Here is a 26,013-nt window from a genome sequence, read left to right on the forward strand (position 1 = left end):
TAAGGGTTGCTAAAATTAAATTTGAGTTTTATAATGAGTGACAAGGAGGTGTTGACACTTGATGGAAACTGCAAACACTCAACGTTTGGTATTAAAAGATTGCCGTAAAGCAAAAGGGACTCAACGTAAAGTTGCAACTGACCTTAAAATAACCGAGGCTCATTGGCGTGAGATCGAGAACGGTAATTCCGTTCCTGGAACTCGATTACTTTTCAAAATATGCAACTATTTCGGAAAAAGCGTTTATGTCTTATTCCCCGACTTAACAGAAGCTTCTTAATGACCAAAACTCAAATTAAATTTAACTACTGATTATAATTATTGCTCACAAACAAAATTATATACAGTAACTTAAATTTACGCAACTATTATTTTAGGTTTGACCTGATTTTATTTGTTATACAATGTTTTTTTATCCACAACTCAAATTAAATTTGATAAGAGGTGAACATTGTGGGTGCGCAAGCGGCATTGTATATAGACGGGTATGGGTGCAAAGGTGGTTCTGTGGATATTCCGTGCAAACAGCAAGAAGGTAACGTAGTCAAAACCATCAACTCTGGCAACACGACAATCCATTTCTGTGATGATTTTGTAATCAGAGACGTTTCAGCAATTAATGAAATTTTAAAGAGGTATGAAAGGATCGGATGGGACATCTTTCAAAGTCAAAGGGAAGGGTGACAAAATGGAAGTAAATTGGTTCGCATGGGTCCATCTACAGAGCCTTATCACATTCCGTGATAGTGGGCAGACAATGGATGCCGGAAACGACTGGTTGGATAAAGAGATATCTGATTTAAAAACGGATCTTGGAATACAGGAGGGGCAGACACATGAATCAGCAGTTGCAGTTACGAATCAAACTCTTACAGCAAATGCAGTCTGATCATCCTGATACAGCGAGTTGGTTCGATGAATCTCTTGAGTGTCTGATCAATGAGGAATGCACTAAAGAGACTGAATAAGGGGAGATAGTAGTCGCCCTGAAGTCGTATCAAGACAGAACCCCCCGGGCTAAGTATTAAATCAGGTTCTGCCTATGAGGTAATCGCTAGAGACATCAAGTGCATTTGAGATTTTCAGCAAATTTCTTTGTCTAGGTTCGAACTTGCCATTAAGCCAACGTCTTACGGTGAGAGGTGAAACGTTGGCGAGCATAGCCAAAGCAGCATGGTCTAGGCCGCGTTCTTCCATGATGGATTGCAGCCGCTTGGAGAACTCAGAATCATAAAAAAAGAAAATGAAAAACATGCATCACACTCCATTCGCCCGGAGGGTTCTGCCTTGATACGACGACGATAGGACACTAACAGTTTAGCATATTTTAGGAGATCGATAGACAAGCAACATTGTACTGGAACATTAATGCAACGGTGTATTGGAACAGTGGAAAATAGAACAGTGATAAGGAGGTAAAGAGTTGAAGGACAAACGGCGGGATTTACGCAAACAACATAACGAAATTTGCAGAAAGATCATGGATGCAACAGATGAAAAACAGTTGCTTAAGTTGAAAGCGGATAGGAAGAAGATTGAGGATAAGATTCAACGTACCGAAGGTGGTCCGCTTGTATCAAAAAGCAAGAATAAGCCCAAAAGTCATATTGGTAATTGTCCTTTGTGCTTTCGTCGTATTGAGCGTGGAGATAGTTATGTTCAATCGGGGAAGCTGACGTTTTGTAGCGATCGTCATTATAAAGAATACGTTGCACTTCAAAATGAAAAATGACCACGCCTGGTCCGCGTAGTCATTGATTTAATACTATTCAAAAAATATTACGGCAATCATATCAAATTTCAAATAACAACACAAGGAGGTAAGCCGTGGACATAAACGATTATCTCCGTGAACTACACGCATCACGTACCAGTGCTGATCAGATGAGCGAGTACATTAAGCAGATTAAGCGACTCCGTGAGGAAGCTGATCAGTACGACGAATACTCCCCAGGCGGAATGGTAGAGAAGATTCGTCTACTTACAGATGCCCACATGATCATGGGTCGTGTCTCGGCTCAGAAGGATGGAGATTACGCCAAGATACATGTATTGCGTGACAACGTTGATGCTGAGGCAAGAGCGACGGCCAAACGCGGTGAGAAGGAAGTGGCGGCTGCTCGTGCAACTGCTGAACTGCGAATGATCGAAGCTGATGCACTGGAGCAAAAGGCTTATTGGAAGAATGAGCTTAATTCGGTGAAGGAAAAGATTTATGAGTTGCGCCTACGGGTGCGGATTGAAATGCATATAACAGGAGGCGGAGTACATGGCTGATTTCGGATATAACCCTGCGCCTAAACCAAAGTTTAAGCGCCGTAAGCTCACTCAGGGTCAGCACACGGCCATTACGGCCAAAGTAGATAAGGAAGTATACAGACGCTCAAGCGAGGCTGGATACACGAAATGTGAACGTTGTGGTTGCAGTGTACCACGTTTCCGTTTTGAACGTGCACATATGATCAATGCAAGCCAATACGGTACAGGACGTTCACCGTGGAATATTGTTGTCCTGTGTGGTCCAAAAACGGCTACGGGAACTTGTCATAACTGGGTGGATGAAACCGCCGATGGTCGGGCGTGGAAAGTGAACAAGCAGGCAGAACTTTACATTTACTACACAGTCGGATTGGGTCAAGAACATTGGAAATAGGACGCTCTTTGTCCCTTGGATGTCCCTAGGATGTCCCCGGGGACATGTAGGGGACAGAAGGGGGACATGTTGGGGATGTCTCGTGTCTGTCCTGAGTAAGTCCATTTGCAGGAGGCGGTGAACAACATAGATGTTATGGATTAAGAGTTATCAGGCGACTGATAGGGACCCCCAAACAAAGAAATTCTGTCGTTTGACAGGGCTGGACGTACCCCGTGCAGTAGGTTCATTACACATGATTTGGTGGTGGGCTATGGATTGGGCACCGGATGGAGACATAAGCAATTTCGAGCCAATTGATTTGGCCGATGCAGCACATTATGACGGTGATCCAGAAGCGTTCTTTAATGCATTAGTCGAAGCCAAATATGTGGGGAAAACCCTTGAGGGATATGAGGTTTTGAACTGGCACAATATTGGTGGACAGGTTCTTGAAAGCCGGAAAAAGGCTGCTGCGAAAAAGGCGAAACAGCGTGAAAATGCTGCGGCCAAGAAGGCAGCTGAAGCAGCGGGAAAGACTGATGTCCCCGGGGACATACCAGAGGACATCCCGGGGACAGATCAAGGACGTCCACCCCCTGTCCCGGTATATAAAGAATTAGATATAGATTTAGATAAAGAATTAATTAAAGAAAGAGAAACCTCAGAACAACAAAAAAATGAAGACCCAAACCAAAATCAAGATCAAAACCCGGAATCCAAACCGACCGCCGAAAATTCGACCGAGCCGGAAAAGCCGGGTAAAAAACCGGGAAAAAGTGGAAAAGGGAAAACCGGGAAAAGTAGTCCGCGAAAAATTCCGGAATATGCACCCGATAGCCCTTACCTAAAAATGGCAAATTACCTGAAAGAAAAAATAGACGGCTTCGCAACTGCTGAAAATGTGGCTCATTTGGTGAAACGCTCGAACATGCAGACATGGGCGAATAGTTTCCGGCTGCTGTGCGAAGAGGATGAGCAGGAGGACAAGCGTCTTATCTTTGATGTGATGAACTGGCTTCCCACTAGTACTTTCTGGCGAAAAAATGTCTTATCAGGCAGATCGTTCCGAGATCAATTTTTGAAATTGGTTTTACAGATGCGTGAGGATGTGGCGAAACGTAAAAAGGGTTCCGGCGGCGGGGGCGGCAAGTTCCATAAAGCTGAAATCCCGATTGTCTCAAATGAATCCGGAAAGGATGAAGGTCCATCCGATGCAGAGTTTGAGGAAATGATGCGTAATGCAGCAGCTATGCAGGCCGCAAAGGAGGGTGAACGCTAATGTCCAATCATCGATGGTTAAACCGACAGGAGGCACAAAATTGCGGCATTCCCGTGTTTGTTCCCCGCGAAGAGGAAATCAAAGGTGAATGGATCATGGGCGGACGCTGGAATATGCCCCGACCAATCGGTGACATTTTGCTAACGTATAGCCGTTGCGCGGCGCTGGGGACTCCTGTTCCGGATTTCGAACAGCCTGCGGGCTACTGTTACAAACGGAACGCCACGGATCAGTACCGTTATGTTCCTCTGTTCTCCAGAGCCATGGAGGAATTGGACTTGGACAAGATAACCCCCGCTGAAAAGAGATCCATAGAGGTGCGGCAGACATACGCCGGATATGGGTTGCGGCGGGTGATCAAGCCGGGGGCTGTGCTGATCTGTCTGAGCTGCGGCCAAGACATGACCAAATTTATTAATTCACATCATACGTGCCCCTATTGCGGATTAGGTGGGGAGCAGTTGACTATATCGCAAGTTATTGAAATCGAGATCCATTCGAAAGGGGATAAGAACATGGAAGCTGCTATAGCAAAGCTACAAGCTGAAATGGATGTCAAGGGAAGTAATGCCTATGTGAAAGCAGTCGGTAAATTCGTGATCAACCACATCCAAGCGAATCCGGAAGAAGCAGAAAAAGTATTGGACGCCGACAAGACAATCGCTAAAAGTCTTGAAGTGATGAAAGAACAGGCCAAAAAGAAGGCTGTCGGCGGTATGTCGATGATTTCTGACGCAGAAGGTTATGCAATAGTTTTAAAGTACTTTGGGATTAAAGGGAAAGTGTCAACGGAGCAGACGGCGGTAGAACCTGTAAGTGAAATTAAAACTAATAATTCCGGGAACCGTTTCAGTGCTTCTCTGGATGAATTTTTGTGAAGGAGTGAAAGCCCACATGGATAAAGAGCTTAGAGAAAAACACCGTCTGGAATTCCAAAAACACTTTCCTGAAACTGTTGGCCAACACATTCAAGATTACGTAACAAATGTTCTTCTGAAGCACAGTAGATTCATTTTCACTAAACGTAGTGTGTCAGGAAAGCACGGATGTTTCTGCACTCATTGTAAACATAAATACATGTCCCCGTTGTTAAAACACAACGACACAGCAACATGCCCTAACTGCGAATCGATTTGCATTGTAAAGGCTAGTGGCCGTGGTAGAAAGAAATTGAGCGATCATGCATACCTGGTTTATTACGAAAAATCAGAATGCAGCTCTCATGCCATCATAGCAAGGGGGTTCTATATCACCCGAGATTATTCAGGAGATTACTTGAAAGTAGAAACGAAGTATGACTGTCAGGCTATGTATCTTTTTGAACCGGGTCGGAGCGTGCAGTATTCGCCGCACTACTGGAATAGAGCTTTTGAAGAATTCGAAGTCCGTTCCTTGCATAGCCAATTTTCACAGTGGGCAATTATTGATTGTCCTTATGAGAGCATAGCCGAGGCTGTGAAGGACACCCCATTTCAGTTTAGTACCTGGGAGCATTACCCTGCTCGGGACATGATTCAGTTTTTCAAGCATTATTCCAAATATCCTTGTATTGAATATCTCACCAAGATGGGTATGCGATATTTTGTTGAAGCCAAATTATATGGGGGTAGGACCTACGGCGCAATTAACTGGAACGGAACCAAGATTAATGAAGTGCTGAAGCTTTCTAAGCAACAGCTAAGAGAAATTAAGGAATCAAAGATCGATCTTCACCCACTCACGTTGCGTTTACAGCAGATTGTGGGCAAGGAAAAGTCCAACATTTCACTTCCCGAGCTTCAGGAGATTGCCAAAAAGTATCAACATTGCTTCGAGTGCATCAAAAGAATTGTTAAATATACTACTTTGCGGCGCACTATTGCCTATATAGAAAAACAGGTTAGAAAATATCCAACTGAATGTAACGGACCCACGCACGCTTTTATCTCATGGAAGGACTATATATCCGATTGTAACACCCTAGAAGTGGATCTATCACAGGAATGGAATTTGTTTCCTAAAAACCTAATGGATGCTCATAGAAAAACGATGGAGTTGGTTGAACATAAATCGGATGAGATTTTGAATTCGAAGATCCAGAAGCGGGCTGCCACTTTAGAGAAATTCAACTTCTCACATGAAAACTTGTTCATTCGTCCTGTCATCTCTGCTGATGAGATTATACAGGAGGGCAAGAGCCTGATGCATTGTGTTGGGGGATATGCCAAGGATTATAGCGCTGGTAGGACCAACATATTTGTAATTCGTCAAATTAAAGCACCGGACAAGCCCTTTTACACCATGGAGGTCAAGTCTGGGCGGATCATTCAAACTCAAGGATTTAAACATCGCTCACCAGACGGGGAAGTTCAACGTTTTGTTGATATGTTCAAGTCAGAAAAGCTTGATAAGCCTGCTAAAAAGAATAAATCCAAAAATCAGGGGGTAGCAGTATGAGCCAATTAGCCATCCGCACTATCGAGACAATCGCCATTGAGATTAACAGCATTAAGGAACAGACCCGTAAGATCATGTTGTTCAACAGTATTGAGATTGGTCGGCGTCTGACTGAAGCAAAAGCAATGTTGCCTCATGGCGAGTGGGGTAATTATCTGGCCGATTCAGTTGATTACTCGCAGTCCACTGCCAATAACCTTATGAAAATCTTCTCTGAATATGGGTCAGATCAGCTTTCGCTATTCGGTGAAAATGCAGAGTCCCAAGCGCTTGGAAATTTGAGCTATACGCAGGCAGTAGCCTTACTTGGTATTCCTGCTGAGGAACGCGAGGCATTTGTTCAGGAGAACGATGTGGACAGCATGTCTACCCGTGAACTGGCTGAGGCAGTTAAGGCCCGTAAAGATGCCGAAAAAGCCCAGAAAGCTGCGGAGAAGGAAGTTGAGAAGGTTCAGAAAGCAATGGAGAAGGAACGCAAGTTACGGGAGAAGCTGGAGACACAGCAGGCGGACCATGCATTGATTGTTGAACGGCTCCAAGCCCAAGCAGAGGAAGCATCAGCGGCCGCCGCTAAGGCTGAATCTGGTGAGGATGATGGACAAGCTGCTGCGCTCCAAGAAGCTCTTGAGGAAGCACAACAGCAACATGCTGCATCATTGGCACAGATTAAGCAGCTCGAACAGGAACTGAAAGCGAAGCCTATTGATGTTCCGGCGATTGTTGAGAAGGTTCCGGCAGAGATTGAGGCTGAATTGGCTGAACTCCGGAAGAAGGTTGCCCAGGGGACGGGGGAAGAGGCTGCTATATTCAAAGCTCATTTCAAGAACTTGAGTGATGCCTTTGACAACTTGCTGAAATCCTTGGAAGTGGTGGAAAAGACAGATTCCGAATTGCACGTTAAGTATAAAGGGGCTGTAACGGGCTTGATCGGAAGGATGAATGAGCATCTAGCTTGAAAGGACCCATCCCCCGCTGAGGTAGTGAAGATAGAACGGGCATTAATCCCCCTGATCAGATCAGGATGCGAGGTAGAGCGGATCAAACTTGTTGTCTCTGTTGATACGGACATTGCACATCACAGGGAGATCCGCACAACCTGCGGGATGCTGAGGGTAGCCCCTGACGTTTTCGTACCCAAAGGGGTGTCATATCTGATAGAGGATTCATGGAGGCGTACACGGGCGTTTGCGTGGGTCTCTCGAAATACTAAACCACTGCCTACCGAACCATATAAGGGGTGATATACATGATCAAAGCAATAGCATTCAAGGCAAAGGGCAAGGCAGGACGGTACCTGTGTGACGGTATGGATTGCGGTGACTGGTCAGACGTAAATCTGGATACAGAGGTTTTGTCCGATGCCATGATGATCATCCGTCCGGATCTTGCTGAACCAGGAGAGCAAGACATTAAGAACTTCTTTATTTTCATAACTCATTTGCCACTCAATAACGATGTCCAGTCAATCAAGGATAATTACGAGCCGGTATCTGTGATACTGACACAGGCTGAGTTGAATAAAGTTCGTGCGCGGAATGAATGGTAAGGGGTTGCTGTCATGCCTACAGAGTTTGAATTGGGTGATACAGTAGAATGCCCGGTATGTTGCCAGATGTTCACCATAACCCGCATCGATGACGAAGAGCTGGATGACTCGGATTTGTATTTTGAACATGTAACAATGTGTGATGGAGGGGAACACCATGGCGAGAATCAGATATTTTAAAAGTGAGTTGGCGGGGGAATTGGTTGAGCTGTTCGAAAGCAGCCATCCAGCCCGAGCCATTGCCGATATAGCAGATAAGAAACGTGCCCAGCGAGATCTAATCATTACTCAGATCCCTGAGGCCGTGTACAAGAAGTTGCAAAAGTCTGAGGCGGTGGCAAAATGACCCAACCGACATTAGAGGCAGCACAGGCCAAAATAGACGGTCTGGCGAAGAAATACTTTGATGAATCAGACTATGAACTATTTTGTGCGGTCCTCCTGCAGCTGGAAAAGTATAAAGCTTTGGCAGATAGCAACAGAGAGGCTATGTACAGTCAAGACAAAGAGTTTATCCGACATGCGGAGATCCAGCAAGAAGAAATAGAATCGCTTCGTCGGAGTGTTGAATACTGGCAAAAGAGATGCACGTTATTGTTCGTGGAGAATGACAGGCTAGTAAATGAATCGGGGGAAGGTGCAGAGCATGGGGGCGGTGATCATCCAAATGGAGTTATTTCCAAGAGCGGATAAGACGGACTATGAAGCAGCTCTCAGCATGTTGAAACGATATGTACGTATGAGACAGACGGCCAATGCATTAGATGCCCGTTCACTACTTTCTGAAAAGGAGGAACTGGTTAAAATTGAGTATCAGCAAAAAGCAGATGCTGTGGAAATGGCTGTGAATCTCATTCAAGATGATGGTGTTAGAAAGGTGATGGAATATAGATTCCTTCGAGGGTTTCCGCGCTGGGGTACAGTTAATCGGTTTCAAAGTATAACTGACAGATCAGTTGACAGGCGAATTGTCCGAGGGATAGGATCTGTTGCTGAAACGCTTAAATTAATCGGAGCTATCTAATCAAACCAAAAAAACCAAAGGGGTGGCCTACCCCTTTGGTTTTCTCAGTTCCTATTCGCTAAGTCTACTATGTAAGTAACACAACAGAGCAAAGCTAAATGATGCCCATCCAAATCCCAGCGTTGAGAGAAAATACTCAAGCGTGAATTCTAGGTACACCACCAGGTAAAAGTAAGCAGGTTGTTGCCAGTTTCTCATTATCATCATCCTCTACATTGTTTTACAAGGGCAGATGCCCAGGTCTGGGGAGTAACTGACAGTCACTCCCCAGAAATGCAAAGGATAACGTGAGAAAAAGCATCATCCTACTATTTTTACCTAACAGAAAAGTGTGAACGAACAAATCAAGGAAATGAGAAGAGAAACTGGCGATTTACCCCTGCTTGAAGTAAATCTAATGTCCTTTAGTGATCCGATACTGTTTGACAAGCTTTCGCTTGATCAGACGACACAATATTTTCATAAACCAATTTGGATACACCTTCCTTCTTCATTTTTTAACTTAATTTGTTGTCACATCTGATAGTATAATATCTTCCAGTAATTGTTGCAAGAAACTGTTATATAAAACAAATTAAACCTTAGTTTGAATCAGTGTGGTTTTAGCGTCTGTAGTACGTCTGTAGTGAGTCGGCACAACGTCTGTGGTTCGGACTTACACTAGGCACATAGGGAAGGAAAATTCTTCCCCGGTGTGCCTGCCCGTTATCGCAGCGGACTCGGCTGCGCTGTGGGAAGGCGTTCCTTAGACGTGGATCGTCAAGGGTGCAGTGTGAGGCGGGGTTCGATGCCCCGGACCGCTTCATCCGGGCGGGATATGGAAATACGGATAAATATATAGCAGGCTCTTAACGGGCCTGCATCATGGTCTGGGTAGCAGCAGTCTGGGGGCAGGTCCCGGCAAGGCCAACTACGGTGTTTTCTCCATATCCTTTTTTTAAGTCATCCAACAGCGGGTGGCTTATTTTTTTGTGTAATCCCAAGCGCTTGTAAATATGAAGGGAGGTTTTGAGGATGTCCAAAGGTGGTGGCAGGCTCATTGATTAGAAGTCCGCGCTTTGTAGCTATTAAAGAGCCGCCTATACCATACATATCTAAGTTACAGCCTGTTAAATGTAGAGGCTGCGTTTGGGGTGAATGGGCGGGATCAGTTCAGATGTGTAAGAGGCCAAGATGTCAGAAGGAGGAACAGCAGGGCAAAGGATCGTAGATGGCTCACATGGTTAACACCACAAGGAGTAAGGTCACTGACTGCTGAGAGAGACGAGATACTAAAAGTTAAGTTGCCAGCAGCAAGGGAAGGCACAACGGTGGAGGTTGCTGGCAGAGAAAGAATGATATGGCTTATGTTGCGGCGCGTGCTTCAGTTGAATCAGATGCTTCACTACAACGGGAACCCAGCCACGAGATGCAGACTTCAATAATCATTGAGAATAGGAGGAATGAACAGTGAGCATAAGCTACAGCTACAAGTGTGATGGATGTGGTCGCAGGATCTGGGACAGGCAACAAGCAATGAGTGAAAAATGCAGAAGTTGTGGAGGCAAGTACTTCCCACTAAAGTCTAGCTGTTCCATTGCGATCCTGGCAGCAGAATTCACCTATCGAGAGATTAGGGCAGACCAAGGATTTATTCGTCAAGAAATCAGCAGTTGTAGGGTGAATGCCGAAATCGGATTCGGAACCGGGAGAATGACTTCTAAGTTTGAGTTCCAAGCAGATGAAATTATTCTCGTTGAAGGCGTGCCGGACTTAGCCGCTACTGTGCGCGACTTCATAATCGGTTTAATGAACCTGATTGGATCACGCGAAACACTTGACAATGCCGATTAAACTCAAACGACCATGCAATCATCCGGGATGTCCTGAGCTATCGGGTGAAGCTTATTGTCCAGCGCACAAGAAGCAAAGAGCAAGAGAGATAGACCAAAGGCGCGGCACATCAACACAACGTGGATATAACGGGCAGTGGCGTAAAGCAAGGGAAGGATACCTACGCAAGCATCCTATCTGTGTCGACTGCGAGTCACAAGGACAAGGAACGCCGGCTACTGTGGTCGATCACATCACACCACATAAAGGCGATGACACATTGTTCTGGGATTCAACCAACTGGCAAGCATTGTGTAAGAGGTGTCATGACATCAAGACTGTGACCAAGGATGGCGGCTTTGGCAACGATGTAAGGCCATGAATGGAGGTAGGCCAATGATCAAGCGATACTATAACGAATTGACCGAAGAGTTTGATAAGCAACAGACAAACCCGGATGCAGATAAATGGGCGATCTTCTCAGCTGCTTTAAACAGGGAATTGAGAGAATACACCAGTGACATGAATCCAAAGCATCCGCTTCATCATCCAGCGTTCCATGCCTTCAGACTATGGCAAGACTACAACGCTAAATTGAGAGGCGACAAGCTGAGCGATGAGTGGGAAATGCGAGTTGCAGAAAGCAGACTCGTTCTGAATGTGTTGAAATAATGCACACGTCACCAGACGGACAGAAAAGCCCTTCTAAGCCCTCTAATAAAATTGAAGGCGAATGACTGGACGAAACCAAAAGGGGGCAGGGGGGTGTCAGAAATTTCGCAGGGCGGGGTGGAAAACCGGCTGGGGCGTCTCGTGTAAAAAAAATTCCCTAAATGAAATTTCGGAATTAGGGTTGGCGCTGGATTTAGCTTCCAGAAAAACAGAAGGGAGGGGGTGTCATGGCGAGGCCGCGTCAACCGATTGACTTATTGCTGTACAAGGGACAGAAGAATCTGACCAAGCAAGAAATTGAGGAACGGAAGTCCGCCGAGATAAAAGCACCATCCGATAAAATACGAGCACCATCATATTTGCCAAAAGATTTGCGCCGAGATTTCAAGAAGATTTCGGATGAGTTGATTGCCATCGGAATCATGTCCAATCTGGATGTGGATGCCCTATGCCGTTATCTGATTTCTCGTAAGCTCTACCTTCAGGTTACAAACGAGCTGCTGAATCGAAGCCCGATTGTGCAGTATGAACAATCGGAAGATGACAGCGTGGACGGAGAGTTGATTCCAGGTACAAAAACGGTAGAGATATTTAGTAGTATTTACGCAGACCTTACGCTTAACCAGGACAAGTTTTTCAAACAGTGCCGTCAAGCTGCGAGTGACTTGGGTCTGACAATTTCTTCGAGGTGCAAACTGGTTGTGCCGAAGAAAGAGGAAAAGGGGCCAACGGAGTTTGATGAAAGGTTCGGGGATGTGTAGTGATCAAGCAATATTTGATCGACTATTCCCGAGATGTAATTGACGGGCATGTCGTAGCGTGTCAGAAGCACATATGGGCGTGTATGCGATTCATAAAGGACATTGGTCGGGAGAACACGCCTGATTTTCCTTACGTTTTCGATGAAGACAAGGCCATGCGATTCTTCGAATGGATGAACTTATTCCGACATACAAAAGGGCCGCTACAGGGCGAACGAATTGTACCGCATGAGATCCAGTATTTCATTTTTGGGAACATATATGGATGGGTCAATGCAGACACTGGGTATCGCCGTTTTCGTTATGCGTACTGGCAGGTGGGTCGTAAAAACGCTAAATCTCAAAGCCTAGGCGTAGTTGGATCGTATGAAGAAGCTGCCATGGGTGAAGGTATGGCGGAGGTATATTGCGCCGCAACGAAGAAAGATCAGGCCAAAATAGTATGGAATGAAACCAAAATCATGATTGAAAGGTGCCCGGAGTTACGTTCGAAGTTCAAAACAACTTATGGCGTAATCCACCACCTGAAAAGTAGTTCCATCATGAAACCGTTGAGCAAGGAAGACGGGAAAAAAGGTGACGGTCTGAATCCTCAGTGCGGCATAGTGGATGAATACCATGCCCATGAAACCACGGAAATGTATGACGTAATCGATTCGGGTATGATTTCAAGGACTCAGCCGTTGATGATGATCATTACAACAGCTGGGGAAAACCTGAATAGCCCATGTTATCGAATAGAATACGAGATGGTTTCTCGTTTGCTCGATCCGAATGACGAAGGCACTGAGAATGAATCCTATTTTGCCATGGTCAACGAGCTAGATAAGGACGAAGACGGAAATCTAATTGATGACATTACCGATGAATCAGTTTGGGAAAAGGCGAATCCTATCGCTGCATCTCACGAAGTAGGCCGGACAAGCATACGGAACCGATTGAAGAATGCGTTGAATGCACCTGAGAAGATGGACGATTTTCTGACAAAAAACATGAACGTTTGGGTCAATGGCGGCGCGAAAAAATACATGCGCATGGATGCATGGGCTGCTTGCGGGACGGAAGAAATACATGATGTTCAAGAGCTTGAAGCATATGTTGGCGTAGATATGTCCATGAAAACAGATCTTTCATCTGCTGTATTTGAATTCAAATTACCGGATGGTCGGTATCTGATTAGGCAACGTTCATTCATTCCCGAAGACACATTAGTTCGCAAGAAGAAAACGGATAAGGTTCCATATGATCTATGGATCAAAAAAGGCTGGCTTGAAGTTATACCAGGTCCTGTTGTAGATCAGACTTACATCGAAAATTGGATTGTTAAGGCTTCAGAGGAATGGGGATGTACGATCAAAGAAGTATGTTATGACCCTTACCAAGCTACGCAATTCGCCATTCAGATGTCTGAACGCGGGTACGAGATTGTAGAAATTAGACAAGGTATTCAAACGTTGTCGGAGCCAATCAAAGGTTTCAGAGAATTGGTACTGCTAAAGAAAATCGTCCATGAGAAGGACCAGTTGTTAACTTGGGCAATGAGTAATGCAGTTTTAAAGGTTGACCAAAAGGAAAACGTATTGCTGGACAAAGCGAAGTCCACCAATCGGATTGATCCGGTAGCGGCAACCATTGATGCGCACGTCCGGGCGATTTTCGCGGAACCGAAAATGGATGTTTCCGAGTTTGCGAACGAAGATATGTTGAAACAACTGTGGGGTGATGGAAATTGAATAGAATCGTAACGTTCCTGCGCGACTTTGCGGAGGATTATTTGTTGTTGCTGGGTGTATTGCTTATCAACCTAGCAACTTATCGCATCAGCGTTACGGCGGGGCTATACTGCACCGGAGCATTTTGTTTGGTTGCGGGTGTCCTTGTGGCTTTTATGGCTAGATTACCACCGCGCCGGACAGGGGGTGATTGATAAATGTTCTTCAGGAAAGTGCTCGAACAACGCAGCGTGCCGACCGAAGTTGGATTGAATGACCGAAAACTTCTGGAGATGCTTGGCATTGATTCGGCTGGGGTTAACGTGCGCGGAAAAGGCGCTATGAAGATTGAAACAGTATACACATGCATCAAAATATTATCCGAAACTGTGGCAAAACTGCCACTAAAGATATACCAATCGGATGAAAATGACATTACAAAAGGCACGAAGCATTACCTGTATCCGCTTCTTAAGCTGCAACCTAACCCGTTAATGTCTTCCATCAACTTTTTCAAGGCGCTGGAAGCTTCACGAGCATTTGGGAACGCCTATGCCAATATTGAATTCGATCAACGAACAGGCAAGGTTGTTGCCCTATGGCCCTTGGACAGGGAAAAGGTAACCGTAATTATTGATGACATTGGTTTACTGAACACACAGACCAAGTTATGGTACCAGGTTAATGCGGGTGGAGAATTGAGGAAGATCCCAGCACATGAGATGCTTCACTTCTTAGGAAACGTCACTCTGGATGGACTTGTTGGGGTGCCGACAATGGAGTACTTAAGAGGGACAGTGGAAAATGCGGCTTCAGCCGGGAAATTCATTAATAACTTCTACAAAAATGGCCTTCAGACCAAGGGTTTAATTCAATACACGGGCAGTTTAGACGAACCAGCAAAAAAAGTGTTCCGAGAACAGTTTGAATCCATGTCATCAGGTTTGAAAAACAGTCATCGGGTGTCGCTGTTGCCATTCGGGTATCAATTTACGCCGATCAGCATGAGTATGACGGATGCCCAATTTCTTGAGAATACGGAACTGACCATTCGGCAGCTGGCTGCGGCTTTTGGAATTAAGATGCATCAACTGAATGATCTGGATCGGTCCACGCACAGCAATAACGAGCAGCAACAACAGCAATTTTATACGGATACCATGTTGCCAATCTTGACCACGTATGAACAAGAGATTACACGGAAGCTATTTTTGGACCGTGAAATCGATGATGGGTATTTTGTGCGCTTCAATGTGGATGCTGTGCTGCGTGCTGATTTCAAAACGCGGATGGACGCTTTGGACAAAGCTGTAAAAGGTAGCATCATGTCTCCTGATGAGGCGAGGGCAAAAGAAAACTTACCACCGATGCCAGGAGGAAACAGATTGTACGCTAACGGCAATGTGATCCCACTCGAAAATGCAGGCATTCAGTATAAGAAAGGGGGTGAAGGAACTGGAAAAGACGATGCCAAAGCCGACAAAGGAGACAAGAGCTCTCCCGGTAGCGCTTGAAATTCGCGCTGATGAAGAAAACGGCAAACGGACCATAACCGGTTCAATCAAATACGATACTGATTCCAATGAGATGCGAGATTGGTACGGAGATACATTCGTTGAACAGATTGCGTCCGGTGCATTCACGGACAGTATCAAAAATCGTGGGGTTGTTGGCTTGTGGAGTCATGATACTTCCCAAGTGCTTGGGAATACCAAGTCAGGCACATTGCGTCTAAACGATGGTTTAACTGAACTGCGTTTTGAGTTGGATATACCGGATACAACCGTGGGGAATGACGCTTGGGCTTTGATTCAACGTGGTGACGTAGACGGGATGTCATTTGGGATGAAAGTGACGAAGGATAAATGGTCCAGTGAGAAGCGCGATGATGGAACAAAGGTCTACAAGCGCAGCATCTTAAATGCCGATTTGTTCGAAATCAGCCCTGTTGCTTTCCCGGCATATCCAAGCAATGAGGTAACAGCTCGATCCTTGGAAGACTTCAAGGCTGAAGAAGCTCGCGCAGGCTTGAATGCTGAAAAAGAAAATATCTTGATGGAACTGGACCTGATTTAAAGGCCAGTTTTTTGTTTGACCAAATAATTCATGAGGTGATTCATTTGAGAAAAGAACTTCGCGCTCTTTTAGACGCAATTGAACAAAAGAAACAAGAAATTCGTACCATGGTTTCACAAGATAAGACAGCGGAAGCGAATAACGAAATGGCAGAAGTTCGTAAAATGCAAGAGAAAGCTAATGTATTGCGGGAGTTGGAGGAAGACGAAACACGCGATTACGGTAATAACGGCGGGCAGCCTCTGGGCGAACCGAACAATCTGACCAAACGCGAAGACGCTGAGCTTGAACAAGAATATCGCAGTGTTTTCATGAAAGGTGTAAGACGCCGTGATGTCAGTTCAGAAGAACGCAGCATTATCACTGAATATGAGCGTAGAGCGGTTATGCATGAGGGCGGCGTGTCTGGTCAGACAACCGGGGATGCTTCACTGATCATTCCGCAGGACATTCAAACTCGGATCAACACGGTTTCCCGTCAGTTTATTGATTTGAGCCAATACATCACTGTTGAAGAAGTCGCTACACTTTCCGGCTCCCGTGTAATTGAAAAAGATGCCGAATATGTACCGTTCCCATTGATTGAGGAATATGGGGTAATTCCGGAATCTGACACACCTCAGTTCATTCCATTGAAATACGCGGTAACGAAACGCGGCGGCATTCTCCCTTTAACAAACGAACTGCTGGCCGATTCGGATCAAAATATTATCAGTTACATCAGTACGTGGATTGGTAAAAAGGCTGTGGCAACTCGGAACTCGCTGATTATGACAGAACTGAACAAGCTGGCTAAAAAACCACTTGCGGATTTGGATGCAGTAAAACGAGTAATAAATCTTGGTCTTGATCCGGCCATCAGCGAACGCAGCATTATTCTGACGAATCAACATGGCTTTGCTTGGTTGGACGAACAGAAGGATGCTAATGGCCGATACCTGTTGGTTGATGACATTACACAGCCAGGGAAAAAGCTGTTCAAAGGCCGTCAGGTTGTCGTAGCTTCGAACAGAATGCTTCCAGGGGATACAGCAGGGGGAACAGCTCCGTTTATTGTCGGAGACCTGAAACAGCTCCTAGTGTTGTACTCTCGCAAGTTTTATGAGCTTGCAAGCACTAAAGAGGGCGGCAGCGCCTTTACCCGTGATACAACCGACCTGAGAGCTATCATGCGCCAAGACATCAAGACTTGGGATTCGGGTGCGGCTGTATTTGGTCAACTTGACGTTTCGGCAATCGTTTAAGGCGGGATAACCGCCTTTTATTCTTTTCTGGGAGGGAAAAACAATGGCTAAAGCAACTGCAAAAATTTTGAAATATCCCGTTTTAGAGGTTTTTAGGGATAAAGAGACAAAGAAGAAATATCCGGTTGGGTCGGAGTATGAGACAGATGATCAGGATCGGGCTGAGTATCTCAAAGAATTCGGATATCTTGGCGAACCTGTTACGGATGATGATTCAGGGAAGACGTTGGATGATGAAGTGACGGTGAAACCGGATGATAAAAATCCTGATCCGGCAGAGCCTGAATCCAAAACCAATAGTAAGGCAGACAAGGAATAGTCATGCTGGCAACCGTCAGTAGATTAAAAAAGATGCTCTATATCCCTGACGCAGATAACAGCCAGGACGATGAATTAATGTTCGCTTTGCTTGCTGCGTCTGATGCCATTGAGGGCCATTGTAGACGAAAGTTCGCAAAGAGCACATACACAGAGCGCCGTAGCGGCACAGAATCCAAACATCTGTCCCTTCGGAATTTCCCGATCCATGAAATAACTGAAATAACAGGTCCACATGGGCCAGTAGTCGGGTATACAGAACTAGATGATGGAATATTGTTCAGGTCTGAGGGATGGCCTAGGGGTGAATATAAGATTTTGGCCTCCTACGTTGGCGGCTACGAGCTTCCAAGTGATAATCCAGACTCTAACCCATCCACACTACCAAACACGCTGGAAATGGCCTGTCTAATGCTTGCCAAGATGATGCACACAGGCCAGTGGGGCAAATTGTCTGAACGGATCGATGGCGAGTACACAGCAACGTTCGATAAGGCTGAGCGAGAAACCGACTTGCCTCCAGCCATTCAAGCGCTCTGTGACCGTCACGTTTGGAGGTTGGGATGATGTATAGGGATGTTGTCAAAATCAAGCGCAAGCCGGACGGCAGTGATCCGTGGGCAGGAGGATCTTCAGGAGATCAGCCGGAAGCGTTCCGGGCGAGGGTTACATTCGCAACACAGCGGGTTATAGGCGAGAATGGGCAGGAAGTAACAAGTTCTGTCCATATTCGTATGCCAGGAATAGTTTCGGTTGGATACGGTGATGAAGTCACATTCACTGAACCAGCAGGCACGGAGAAGACCAAGAAAATCATCTCCTACAAGGTGCCGCGAAACTTGGAAGGACAGTTCATGATGACGGTGGTCCATTTATGAGCATGGAAATCAACGCAAGTGCTTTTCTAAAGCAGTTGGATTTGCTGAATGACAGGGCGGTTGCAGCGGCCCAGCGCGGTGTTTTGCTAGCGGTGGATGAATTGGGTGAAGAATCCCACGGATTGGCACCAAAGGGAAAGGGAGGGGTACTGCGGCGTTCGCAACGAGTCGAAGTTGAAACGAAGTCAGGACTTCGAATCACCGCAACACTATCGTATTCAGCCACTCGGGCAATGAAATCGGGCCATCAGTTTAACTATGCTCTTTTCCTTCATGAGGTTGCCGACTTCGACCCGACAACACCAGGGACGGGCCCTAAGTTTCTGGAGCGTCCGTTAAAGGCTAGATCCAGACGGTTTTTGAAGATCATCGCGGATGAAGTGAAGAAGGAGATGCATTTGTAATGCTAAAACCCAAGCAACTAGCGGACATGCTGCAATCTGAGAAGCCTTTCAGGTATTACGCCAATGAATTTCCGACTGGGTCGCCAGATTCAGCAGCCTGGGTGCGTCTGACTGGTGGATATCCTCCGTCTGATTGGTCGCCAAGGAAACAGCCTTCCATGCAGATATTGGTGAGAGGGCCAGAAAAAGAAGCGGTACGGATTGAACAGCACGCCTATGAACTGTATGACCATTTGCATCAACGCCGGGAGTTTTATGCCGGTGGCAGCTTAATAAGAGAATGCACAGCCGATCAATCGAATCCGCTCTATGTGGGCAGGGACGAAAACGATCGGCTTTTGTATTCTCTAAACTTTACATTGGTGGTGATGGGATGAAGAAGATCAAACTGACTAAACAAAATATCCAAGTCAACATGGGCACTAAGGAAAAGCCAGATATCAAGGTTACAGGCGATACAATCGAATTGACTAATGAAGCGGCCGACAAGATGGTGTCACTGGGTTATGGCGAGGAAGTAAAGGAAACAAAATCTAACACGAAAGAAGGACAATCCTAATGACAGTTAATGCCGAGAAAATCAAACTTGGCCCGTGCAAAATCGTCTTCGGTGAAGGGGCAAACGCCATTACGTTCGAAACAACCAAAGGCGGTGTGGTGCTCACATACGAAGAAACGTCACGCGAAGTGGTAATGGACCAGACGGGTACAACTCCACTTAAAGAAATTATCACAGGAAGGGCGGCCAGTGTTGCCGTTCCGTTCGGTGAGTATGATCCTGAGAAACTTCAGGCTGTTCTTCCAGGATCAACACTGATAGTCGATCCAACCGATCCGAATAAGAAGCGAGTTTCGGTTAATGCAACGAAGGTTATCGATCTAATCAAATACGCTAAGGTATTGACGATCATTCCACTATCTGAAGATGCTACACCGGATGACTACGTTACATTGCCAAAAGCTGCGCCTCGCGCCAATTTGAACTACACCTATGACTACGATAACGAATTGATCACCAATATTACTTTCAAAGGCTTCCCGTTAGCATCAGGAGAGTTAATTAGTTTCGGTGATCCAGAGGTTGTGTAGAATAAAAAAACTGACTAGCGGGGCCAATGGCTCCGCTTTTGTCATTTAAGGAGGACCCTATGTTCAATAAATTTAAAAAAGAGAACGTTGCAGGAACGCCGGACCATGTGTTTTTTGGGGACAAGCGTGTCGAGATCCCACGCCTGAGTGTGGGCAAGTGGTTGTCTATGATGGAGCGAGTTGAGACGTTGCCTCAGCTTATCGCAAATGCCGTATCTGCACGCAATACTGAAATGTTTCTGCCTACGTTGATGGTTGGCAGCTTATTGGCGATGGAAGAAGCGATATCCTTGATTGCGGTCCTTTCAGAGGCGAGCGAGGACGAAGTGAGGGAAGCGGACCTGGTTCAATTGCATGACTTTTTAAAATACACGATTGAAAAGAACAACCTGGAGGAAGCTGCAAAAAAGTACCGCGCCGCAATCCAGTCGGTCATGCAAAAAATGCAAGGCGTAGCCAAGAAGAACTCACCTTAACAAACTGGATGTTGGAGGCATCGTTGCTGCTTGGGGTGACGCCGCAGGTACTGAGAGATCAGTACGAGATTTTAGACTTGCCTATGCTTTTATTCCGGCAGACCCAAAAGATTGCGGAGGATCGAATGGCGCAGTTGCACATTGCAATGGGTCCGAACATGACAGAAGAAAGCTTCAAAGGGCTGGTTGACATGCTGGGGTGGCCGTTGCAGGAACAACAGGAAAACAAAGATGAGTTTGACGCTCATGCGCTACGTGCCTTACGCGAACGGATCGGAGGGAGGAATCATGGCGGTTAATGAAACGGTCGGCGGTATCCAGGCTAAGCTGGAGCTAGATGCGGACGGATTTAAAAAAGGGATGAACGAAGCCAAGCAGGACATGCGCAGTATGACGGATGAGTCCAAGAAATTCAACCAAGATTTCAGATCCGTATCCAAGTCGCTACGCGATGTTGGCGTGGATTCAAAAGAGATCCGTAAAATTAAAACTGAACTCCTCGCGGCCAAACCGGAAGTGCTTGAAAAGCAGCTCAAAAACTTGGAATCACAATTGCAGGCGATGGGTGCAAGCTCGGAACAGATTGGTAGCATCTTTGAGCAAATCAAAGAGCAAGGAGAAGCTATCGAATCAACGACTGAGGCCATTGGAGGCATGGATATTCAGTTTGAGCAGGCCGGAACCTCTGCAAGTGATTTAGTCAAAGAGATCCACGGTGTGGGTGCAGCTTATGTTGCTTATGCGGCAGCGGTTGGTCTAATGATTAAAAGTTCAGTAGATATGTCCGCGCAGTTCGAGCAGGCTATGGCAAAGGTTAAGGCCATTAGCCAAGCCACGGCGAAGGAATTTGAATTATTAAGGCAACAAGCTATCGAGCTCGGAGCAACTACAGTGTTCACCTCTAGCCAAGCCGCAGAAGCACAGTCGTTCCTGGCGATGGCCGGTTTTAAAACCAAGGAGATCATGGAAGCCATGCCGGGCGTGCTGTCGCTTGCGGCGGCGGGACAAATGGAGATTGCCCGCACGGCCGACATTGCTTCCAACATCCTCACCGGATTTAGGCTATCGGCTGATCAAACATCAAGCGTAGTGGACGTTCTGGCAAAAGCCATGACCTCAAGTAATACGAATATTGAGCAATTGGGCTATGCGATGAAATACGTGGCTCCTATTGCCGCATCACTTGGTATGTCCATTGAAGAGGCTGCGGCATCGGTTGGCGAGTTGTCCAATGCGGGTATCCAAGGTGAGATGGCAGGTACGCAGCTCAGGGCGATGCTCTTGCGTCTGGCTACGCCTACCAAGGAAGCGCAATTCTATATGGATAAACTCGGCGTAACCACGAAGGATGCGGCGGGGAATATCCTTCCGTTTGCAAACATCATCGGTCAATTCGAGACATCATTTAAAAAGCTGACCCAATCCCAACAAGCTCAGGTGGCTGCGTCTATCGCGGGAACAGAAGCGGCATCCGGTTTCCTTACCCTGATCAGCACAGGGCAATCACAATTGGAGTCGTTCACTGAAGAGCTTGAAAATTCCGGCGGCGCTGCCGATCAACTTGCCAAGACACAGATGGATACCTTGAAAGGATCTATCGAGGAATTCAAATCCGCCATGGAAGCTGTAGCGATAACGATTGGTGACAAATTCGCGCCAACAGTTAGACAAGTGACGGACCTCGTTACGGGATTGATGTTATCGTTCAATAATTTGAGTCCAAGCACGCAGAATGCCATTGTAGCGTTCGTGGCTATGTCGTCCATTGTGGCAGGCGGAACGGTGGCTGTGTATGCCCTACGCACAGCGTTGATTGCTCTTCAGGTAGCATTTCCGCCATTGCTTGCTGCATCACTTGCTATTGGTGCAGTTGCGGCGGCTACAGCTTATTTCAGAGGCAAAACAGATGAGGCGGTTGTCTCAGCTCAACAATTCGCACAGGCTCAAGAAGAAGTTAACCAAGCGCTTGGGAAAAGTCCTTTGACTAGAACGGTTCAAGAGGTTCAGGATTTGCAAGACCGAACCGCAAAATTAAACGTTGTTTTGGAGGAACGCGCTGTACTCCAAGAACGATTAAATGAAATTGAGGCCTTGCAATCTGAAGGTTTGGGAACGCCGCAATTGGTAAACGAGTTGTTTGAAATAAACGATCAACTAGCGGAAATGGATCAGAAGCTACGGGATATGGGCTTTGATGGCGTGGAGCAAGCGCAGATCAAGCTGGAGCAAATGAAAGATACGATTGACGAATCAGTGCCGGCACTACTGAAAATGAAAGATGCCGAAATTACTGATTTGGCGGCCAAGTACCAAAAGGTCGAAGCGATGGAAAAGCTAACGGCCAGATACAAAGAATTAGCTTCAGCTCAGACGTTGGATGCATCCCAAAAGCAGGAATTGATCAACACCACGGAGCAACTGAAGAAGCAATATCCAGATTTGAATGCTCTGCAAGATGAATCCGGACGGATCACGATTAAAAATATCGACATCATAGAAGACCATATCAACGCAGAGCGCAGTTTCATTGATATGTCGGCCAAAGCAGCCAACGCCTACCTGACACACCTGGAAGCGATGGCAAAGGCCAACAAAGCATCAGTGGAAGCTCAGATAAAGAACTTTGAAGCGCTGGCCCGTGCAATGAGCGCCGTCAGTAAGGCCAACAACACAAATCCGATGTTCAAAAATAAGGTCACGGGTATCGGCGGGGTGAGCGCAAACCCTACGTTCGAGAACTTCGCTAACGGCGGAGTGGACGAACAACTTACAGGACTCTATGACAAACAGAATATTGCTACTCAGAATCTATTGGAGGTTCAACGAGCAAAGGATTCACTAACATCGGGCGAGGCCTTCAAACCAGTGTCTGGCGGCGGCATTGACTTGTCCAAACCTCAGAAAGAAAAGAAAGCCAAAGCGGCCAAAGCTAAGAAGGAGAAGAAAGGGAAATCCGATGCTGAACTTGCCGCAGAAGCTAGGAAGAAAGCCTTTGATGCCGAAATGGCTACGGTACGTTACCAGGCGGATATGTATGATTGGTCTGCTGAGAAACAGATTGATGCGTACAACAAGGTTGCTTCAAAGCACAAACAGCATCTGAAAGAGACGGTAGAGGATCAGCGTACCTTGAATCTACAGATCAAACGTCTGCAGGAGGATAGTGTCAAATCCCGGTATGAATTTTCTGCGGAATGGATTGATAAAGATCAGCGCCGGATGGAAGAGTCGGGAAAAACGGAAGTCCAAATGGCTTCGGCTAAGCTAAGTGCCTGGACGCGTGTCCGGGATCGGTATAAAAAAGATTCGGAGCAATACAAAAAGGCCGATGAACAGGTGTACCAATCCAAAAAGGAACTAACGCGGCAGCTTGAAGCTGAGGAACGAAAACAATACCAAGCCTCTTCCGAATGGATCATCAAAGAAGAACGCCGCATGGAGGATTCCGGGAAAACAGAGCAAGAGATTTTAAAGATGAAGCTGGAGGCATGGACGCGGGTTCGGGACCGATACAAAAAGGATTCCGAACTATACAAGCAGGCTGACGAACAGGTATATCAAACCCGTAAAGCGCTACTACAGCAAACACAAAAGGAAACTGAAACGCTGCTCAAGAAGCAGAAGACCGCTGTTAACGATGCCAAGAAGGCCGAACTAGCGGCTATTGACGCGCGCAAAAAGGCATTTGTGGATGCTCAAAATGAAAAGATCAAAGCCATTGATGATCTGGTTAAGAAGGAGCAGGAAGCGAACAGCGATGCGGATTATGAAACGGAGCTTGCGAAGAAGCGGGCGCGGGTGGATCTGCTTAGTACGGCAGTAAGTCCGGAAGGAATCAAAGAACGGAACGACCTGATAGCTGAAATTGAACGTATGCAGCTTGAGCATTCGCGCGACTTGCGGAAAAGAGATCTGGAAGATCAGAAAGACAAGCTTGAGGATGAGAAATCCGAACAAGAGAAGGCGTTTGATGACGAAAAAACAGCAACGGAAGCCCGTTATGATGCATTGTCCCAAGCTTTTGAGGAACATGGGAATGACGTCAAATTGATCGAGAGCGCTGTTCAAGATTTCCGAGTCAACGCGAGCAAAGAAGCTAATGACCAAATCCTAACCGACCTAGACACCTTTGTAAGCCAATATCAGTCTAAGATGTCCTCTGTATCCAATCTGACTGGAAACTCGCAGCAGGCGCTAGATTTGCAGGAGTACAACGCAAACAAGGATGCATATAACGCAGCCAAGGCGACAGGGAACAAAACTGAAATGGAGCGACTGGCTCAACGCAATCAGGCAATACGTGATCTATACAAAGTTGATAAGGATACGGGCAAGATGGATAGTTTCGATGTGGGCGGCGTGGTTCCGGGTGCTCCTGGACAGCCTATGCAGGCCGTTGTTCATGGTGAAGAAGCAATTTTCAATCGTCACCAGCTCAACAATCTATTCCGATTGCTGGAGGTTCCAAAACTTACACTCAAACCCGAACAGGCTCCGGTGCCTGCCGCTCAGGTAACGAACCATATTGACCTGTCCACCGATACAGTCGTGCTGGAAGACAAGGCGGATATGGATATGTACAACAATGGCAAAGAGCGGTTGGCACGGAGTCTACAGCGACTTGGAATGAAGGGGTGATGATTTGAGTTATGACATTGATGTAAAAGTGAACGGGCAATGGATATCGGAACTTGGCGCGGTATTGGTCGGGCGAACATTGCCCACCTTGCCTGAAGCTGAGGAAAACACGGTCAAGCTCGCTGGGAGAGATGGAGAACTGGATTTCGGATCAACATATGCCACCCGACCACTTGAGTTGAGTTTCTATGTCATGGGTGACCGGACCGAGTATCACGGCATTGTGAACCGGCTGGCGAACATCTTTCATGCTAAACGCGGGGATCTGGAGTTGATCTTTTCGGACATACCCAAAAAGAGATACATGGCCCAATACCGGGATTCAGTTGATTACGATCAATCTTCGGTGAATCACCAGGTGAATTTTCCACTCAAGATGTACGATCCGTTCCCGGAGTCCAGCACAGAATTTGTTTTTGAAACAACTGTTACCCAACGATCAGCGGTAGTTAATATTCCATCTTCAGGCGATATTCCCACGCCTCCAAAGATGGTCCTGACCAATGTAGGCTCTACCACGATCCGAAATTTGAGACTGACCAATGAATATTTATTAGAGGGGTGAACCGATGAACATCAGTAAATATTTAGCGACCAAACAACTGAATGTATCAGCAAGAGGGGAAAAATTCACATTCCCAGATAGGCTATATGTCGCTCTTTATAATTCCGATCCGACCTGGAATGACACGGGGCAAGAGGTGGCTGGTGGAGGTTACGGCAGGCAAGTGATAACCTTTGCCGAACCTGCTCAAATTACAGTTCAAGAGTTTAACCCGATCACGGGTGTATTGATGAATAACATACAAAAGATGGCCATCAAGTCAGCGGCAGATGTAGCTTTTGCGGTAGCGACAGCCAATTGGGGCACGGTTACACACTTTGGACTGCGGGACGCTGTTACAGGTGGAAACCTTTATTATTTTGGGACGCTCGAAACACCACGGAGCATTTTGAACAATGACATTTTTAAATTTTTAACTGGGCAAGTGGAGATCCGATTGAACTAAGGA

The 26,013-nt window shown here is 46.3% G+C and carries 35 protein-coding genes; all 35 read left to right on the forward strand.

Going from position 1 to position 26,013, the window contains the following annotated elements:
* The first annotated feature begins 61 nt into the window (after positions 1-61).
* The 35 genes from MKX40_RS10495 to MKX40_RS10665 all read left to right on the forward strand — a co-directional run bounded on the left by MKX40_RS10495 (position 62) and on the right by MKX40_RS10665 (position 26,010).
* Positions 62-280: a helix-turn-helix transcriptional regulator gene (locus tag MKX40_RS10495; protein ID WP_339243013.1), complete on the forward strand. Its 219-nt coding sequence runs from the start codon at positions 62-64 to the stop codon at positions 278-280.
* A 556-nt stretch (positions 281-836) separates the two neighbouring features.
* Positions 837-968 (forward strand): hypothetical protein, encoded by a 132-nt coding sequence (locus MKX40_RS10500; RefSeq protein ID WP_339241353.1) that lies wholly within the window; start codon positions 837-839, stop codon positions 966-968.
* Between the two features lie 455 nt (positions 969-1,423).
* A complete protein-coding gene (locus MKX40_RS10505; RefSeq protein WP_339241355.1) occupies positions 1,424-1,732 on the forward strand; it encodes a hypothetical protein in 309 nt (102 codons plus the stop codon).
* Between the two features lie 95 nt (positions 1,733-1,827).
* Entirely contained in the window at positions 1,828-2,277 is a 450-nt protein-coding gene (locus tag MKX40_RS10510; RefSeq protein WP_339241357.1) for a hypothetical protein, read from the forward strand.
* Positions 2,270-2,653, forward strand: coding sequence for a hypothetical protein (locus MKX40_RS10515; RefSeq protein WP_339241359.1), 384 nt, complete (start codon positions 2,270-2,272; stop codon positions 2,651-2,653). Before MKX40_RS10510 ends, MKX40_RS10515 begins: the two co-directional genes overlap by 8 nt.
* A 253-nt stretch (positions 2,654-2,906) precedes the next feature.
* The gene (locus MKX40_RS10520) at positions 2,907-3,914 is read left to right on the forward strand and encodes a hypothetical protein (RefSeq protein ID WP_339241362.1); all 1,008 of its coding nucleotides are present in this window, start codon (positions 2,907-2,909) and stop codon (positions 3,912-3,914) included.
* The gene (locus MKX40_RS10525) at positions 3,914-4,792 is read left to right on the forward strand and encodes a hypothetical protein (protein WP_339241363.1); all 879 of its coding nucleotides are present in this window, start codon (positions 3,914-3,916) and stop codon (positions 4,790-4,792) included. The genes MKX40_RS10520 and MKX40_RS10525 overlap by 1 nt, the downstream gene beginning before the upstream one ends.
* A 16-nt stretch (positions 4,793-4,808) precedes the next feature.
* The gene (locus tag MKX40_RS10530) at positions 4,809-6,350 is read left to right on the forward strand and encodes a PcfJ domain-containing protein (RefSeq protein WP_339241366.1); all 1,542 of its coding nucleotides are present in this window, start codon (positions 4,809-4,811) and stop codon (positions 6,348-6,350) included.
* Positions 6,347-7,306: a DUF3102 domain-containing protein gene (locus MKX40_RS10535; RefSeq protein ID WP_339241368.1), complete on the forward strand. Its 960-nt coding sequence runs from the start codon at positions 6,347-6,349 to the stop codon at positions 7,304-7,306. Before MKX40_RS10530 ends, MKX40_RS10535 begins: the two co-directional genes overlap by 4 nt.
* A 290-nt stretch (positions 7,307-7,596) precedes the next feature.
* A complete protein-coding gene (locus MKX40_RS10540) occupies positions 7,597-7,896 on the forward strand; it encodes a hypothetical protein (protein ID WP_339241370.1) in 300 nt (99 codons plus the stop codon).
* A gap of 12 nt (positions 7,897-7,908) precedes the next feature.
* Positions 7,909-8,076: a hypothetical protein gene (locus MKX40_RS10545; RefSeq protein ID WP_339241373.1), complete on the forward strand. Its 168-nt coding sequence runs from the start codon at positions 7,909-7,911 to the stop codon at positions 8,074-8,076.
* Positions 8,054-8,242, forward strand: coding sequence for a hypothetical protein (locus tag MKX40_RS10550; protein ID WP_339241374.1), 189 nt, complete (start codon positions 8,054-8,056; stop codon positions 8,240-8,242). Before MKX40_RS10545 ends, MKX40_RS10550 begins: the two co-directional genes overlap by 23 nt.
* Positions 8,239-8,589, forward strand: coding sequence for a hypothetical protein (locus tag MKX40_RS10555; RefSeq protein WP_339241376.1), 351 nt, complete (start codon positions 8,239-8,241; stop codon positions 8,587-8,589). Before MKX40_RS10550 ends, MKX40_RS10555 begins: the two co-directional genes overlap by 4 nt.
* A complete protein-coding gene (locus MKX40_RS10560; RefSeq protein ID WP_339241379.1) occupies positions 8,543-8,920 on the forward strand; it encodes a hypothetical protein in 378 nt (125 codons plus the stop codon). The genes MKX40_RS10555 and MKX40_RS10560 overlap by 47 nt, the downstream gene beginning before the upstream one ends.
* Before the next feature lie 1,449 nt (positions 8,921-10,369).
* Positions 10,370-10,753 carry a hypothetical protein gene (locus tag MKX40_RS10565; RefSeq protein WP_339241382.1) on the forward strand — a complete coding sequence of 128 codons (384 nt, stop codon included), beginning with the start codon at positions 10,370-10,372 and terminating at the stop codon, positions 10,751-10,753.
* Entirely contained in the window at positions 10,743-11,114 is a 372-nt protein-coding gene (locus tag MKX40_RS10570; RefSeq protein WP_339243015.1) for an HNH endonuclease signature motif containing protein, read from the forward strand. The genes MKX40_RS10565 and MKX40_RS10570 overlap by 11 nt, the downstream gene beginning before the upstream one ends.
* Positions 11,115-11,128: 14 nt before the next feature.
* Positions 11,129-11,404 carry a hypothetical protein gene (locus MKX40_RS10575; protein ID WP_339241384.1) on the forward strand — a complete coding sequence of 92 codons (276 nt, stop codon included), beginning with the start codon at positions 11,129-11,131 and terminating at the stop codon, positions 11,402-11,404.
* Positions 11,405-11,631: 227 nt separating this feature from the next.
* Entirely contained in the window at positions 11,632-12,165 is a 534-nt protein-coding gene (locus MKX40_RS10580) for a phage terminase small subunit P27 family (protein WP_339194600.1), read from the forward strand.
* Positions 12,165-13,898, forward strand: a complete 1,734-nt coding sequence (locus MKX40_RS10585; RefSeq protein ID WP_339241387.1) for a terminase TerL endonuclease subunit — start codon at positions 12,165-12,167, stop codon at positions 13,896-13,898. The genes MKX40_RS10580 and MKX40_RS10585 overlap by 1 nt, the downstream gene beginning before the upstream one ends.
* Entirely contained in the window at positions 13,895-14,092 is a 198-nt protein-coding gene (locus MKX40_RS10590; RefSeq protein ID WP_278298029.1) for a hypothetical protein, read from the forward strand. The genes MKX40_RS10585 and MKX40_RS10590 overlap by 4 nt, the downstream gene beginning before the upstream one ends.
* A 3-nt stretch (positions 14,093-14,095) precedes the next feature.
* Positions 14,096-15,391, forward strand: coding sequence for a phage portal protein (locus MKX40_RS10595; protein WP_339241389.1), 1,296 nt, complete (start codon positions 14,096-14,098; stop codon positions 15,389-15,391).
* A complete protein-coding gene (locus MKX40_RS10600; protein WP_339241392.1) occupies positions 15,345-15,953 on the forward strand; it encodes an HK97 family phage prohead protease in 609 nt (202 codons plus the stop codon). The genes MKX40_RS10595 and MKX40_RS10600 overlap by 47 nt, the downstream gene beginning before the upstream one ends.
* Positions 15,954-15,988: 35 nt before the next feature.
* Positions 15,989-17,197 carry a phage major capsid protein gene (locus MKX40_RS10605; RefSeq protein WP_339243016.1) on the forward strand — a complete coding sequence of 403 codons (1,209 nt, stop codon included), beginning with the start codon at positions 15,989-15,991 and terminating at the stop codon, positions 17,195-17,197.
* Between the two features lie 43 nt (positions 17,198-17,240).
* Positions 17,241-17,516 carry a hypothetical protein gene (locus tag MKX40_RS10610; protein ID WP_339241393.1) on the forward strand — a complete coding sequence of 92 codons (276 nt, stop codon included), beginning with the start codon at positions 17,241-17,243 and terminating at the stop codon, positions 17,514-17,516.
* Positions 17,517-17,518: 2 nt separating this feature from the next.
* A complete protein-coding gene (locus MKX40_RS10615) occupies positions 17,519-18,082 on the forward strand; it encodes a phage gp6-like head-tail connector protein (protein WP_339241394.1) in 564 nt (187 codons plus the stop codon).
* Positions 18,079-18,393 carry a hypothetical protein gene (locus tag MKX40_RS10620; RefSeq protein WP_339194582.1) on the forward strand — a complete coding sequence of 105 codons (315 nt, stop codon included), beginning with the start codon at positions 18,079-18,081 and terminating at the stop codon, positions 18,391-18,393. The genes MKX40_RS10615 and MKX40_RS10620 overlap by 4 nt, the downstream gene beginning before the upstream one ends.
* Positions 18,390-18,797, forward strand: a complete 408-nt coding sequence (locus MKX40_RS10625; protein ID WP_339241397.1) for a hypothetical protein — start codon at positions 18,390-18,392, stop codon at positions 18,795-18,797. Before MKX40_RS10620 ends, MKX40_RS10625 begins: the two co-directional genes overlap by 4 nt.
* On the forward strand, positions 18,797-19,174 hold the full coding sequence (locus MKX40_RS10630; protein WP_339241398.1) for a minor capsid protein: 378 nt from the start codon (positions 18,797-18,799) through the stop codon (positions 19,172-19,174). Before MKX40_RS10625 ends, MKX40_RS10630 begins: the two co-directional genes overlap by 1 nt.
* Entirely contained in the window at positions 19,171-19,356 is a 186-nt protein-coding gene (locus tag MKX40_RS10635) for a hypothetical protein (RefSeq protein WP_339241399.1), read from the forward strand. The genes MKX40_RS10630 and MKX40_RS10635 overlap by 4 nt, the downstream gene beginning before the upstream one ends.
* Positions 19,356-19,886 carry a hypothetical protein gene (locus MKX40_RS10640; RefSeq protein WP_339241402.1) on the forward strand — a complete coding sequence of 177 codons (531 nt, stop codon included), beginning with the start codon at positions 19,356-19,358 and terminating at the stop codon, positions 19,884-19,886. The genes MKX40_RS10635 and MKX40_RS10640 overlap by 1 nt, the downstream gene beginning before the upstream one ends.
* 59 nt (positions 19,887-19,945) lie before the next feature.
* Positions 19,946-20,362 (forward strand): hypothetical protein, encoded by a 417-nt coding sequence (locus MKX40_RS10645; RefSeq protein ID WP_339241404.1) that lies wholly within the window; start codon positions 19,946-19,948, stop codon positions 20,360-20,362.
* A 23-nt stretch (positions 20,363-20,385) separates the two neighbouring features.
* Positions 20,386-20,661, forward strand: coding sequence for a hypothetical protein (locus MKX40_RS10650; RefSeq protein WP_339241406.1), 276 nt, complete (start codon positions 20,386-20,388; stop codon positions 20,659-20,661).
* On the forward strand, positions 20,651-25,000 hold the full coding sequence (locus MKX40_RS10655; RefSeq protein WP_339241409.1) for a phage tail tape measure protein: 4,350 nt from the start codon (positions 20,651-20,653) through the stop codon (positions 24,998-25,000). The genes MKX40_RS10650 and MKX40_RS10655 overlap by 11 nt, the downstream gene beginning before the upstream one ends.
* Positions 25,001-25,004: 4 nt before the next feature.
* Positions 25,005-25,565 (forward strand): distal tail protein Dit, encoded by a 561-nt coding sequence (locus tag MKX40_RS10660; protein WP_339241411.1) that lies wholly within the window; start codon positions 25,005-25,007, stop codon positions 25,563-25,565.
* A gap of 4 nt (positions 25,566-25,569) precedes the next feature.
* A complete protein-coding gene (locus tag MKX40_RS10665) occupies positions 25,570-26,010 on the forward strand; it encodes a hypothetical protein (RefSeq protein WP_339241413.1) in 441 nt (146 codons plus the stop codon).
* The last annotated feature ends 3 nt before the right edge of the window (positions 26,011-26,013 follow it).

The organism is Paenibacillus sp. FSL R5-0517, from assembly GCF_037974355.1.
GTDB lineage: Bacteria > Bacillota > Bacilli > Paenibacillales > Paenibacillaceae > Paenibacillus.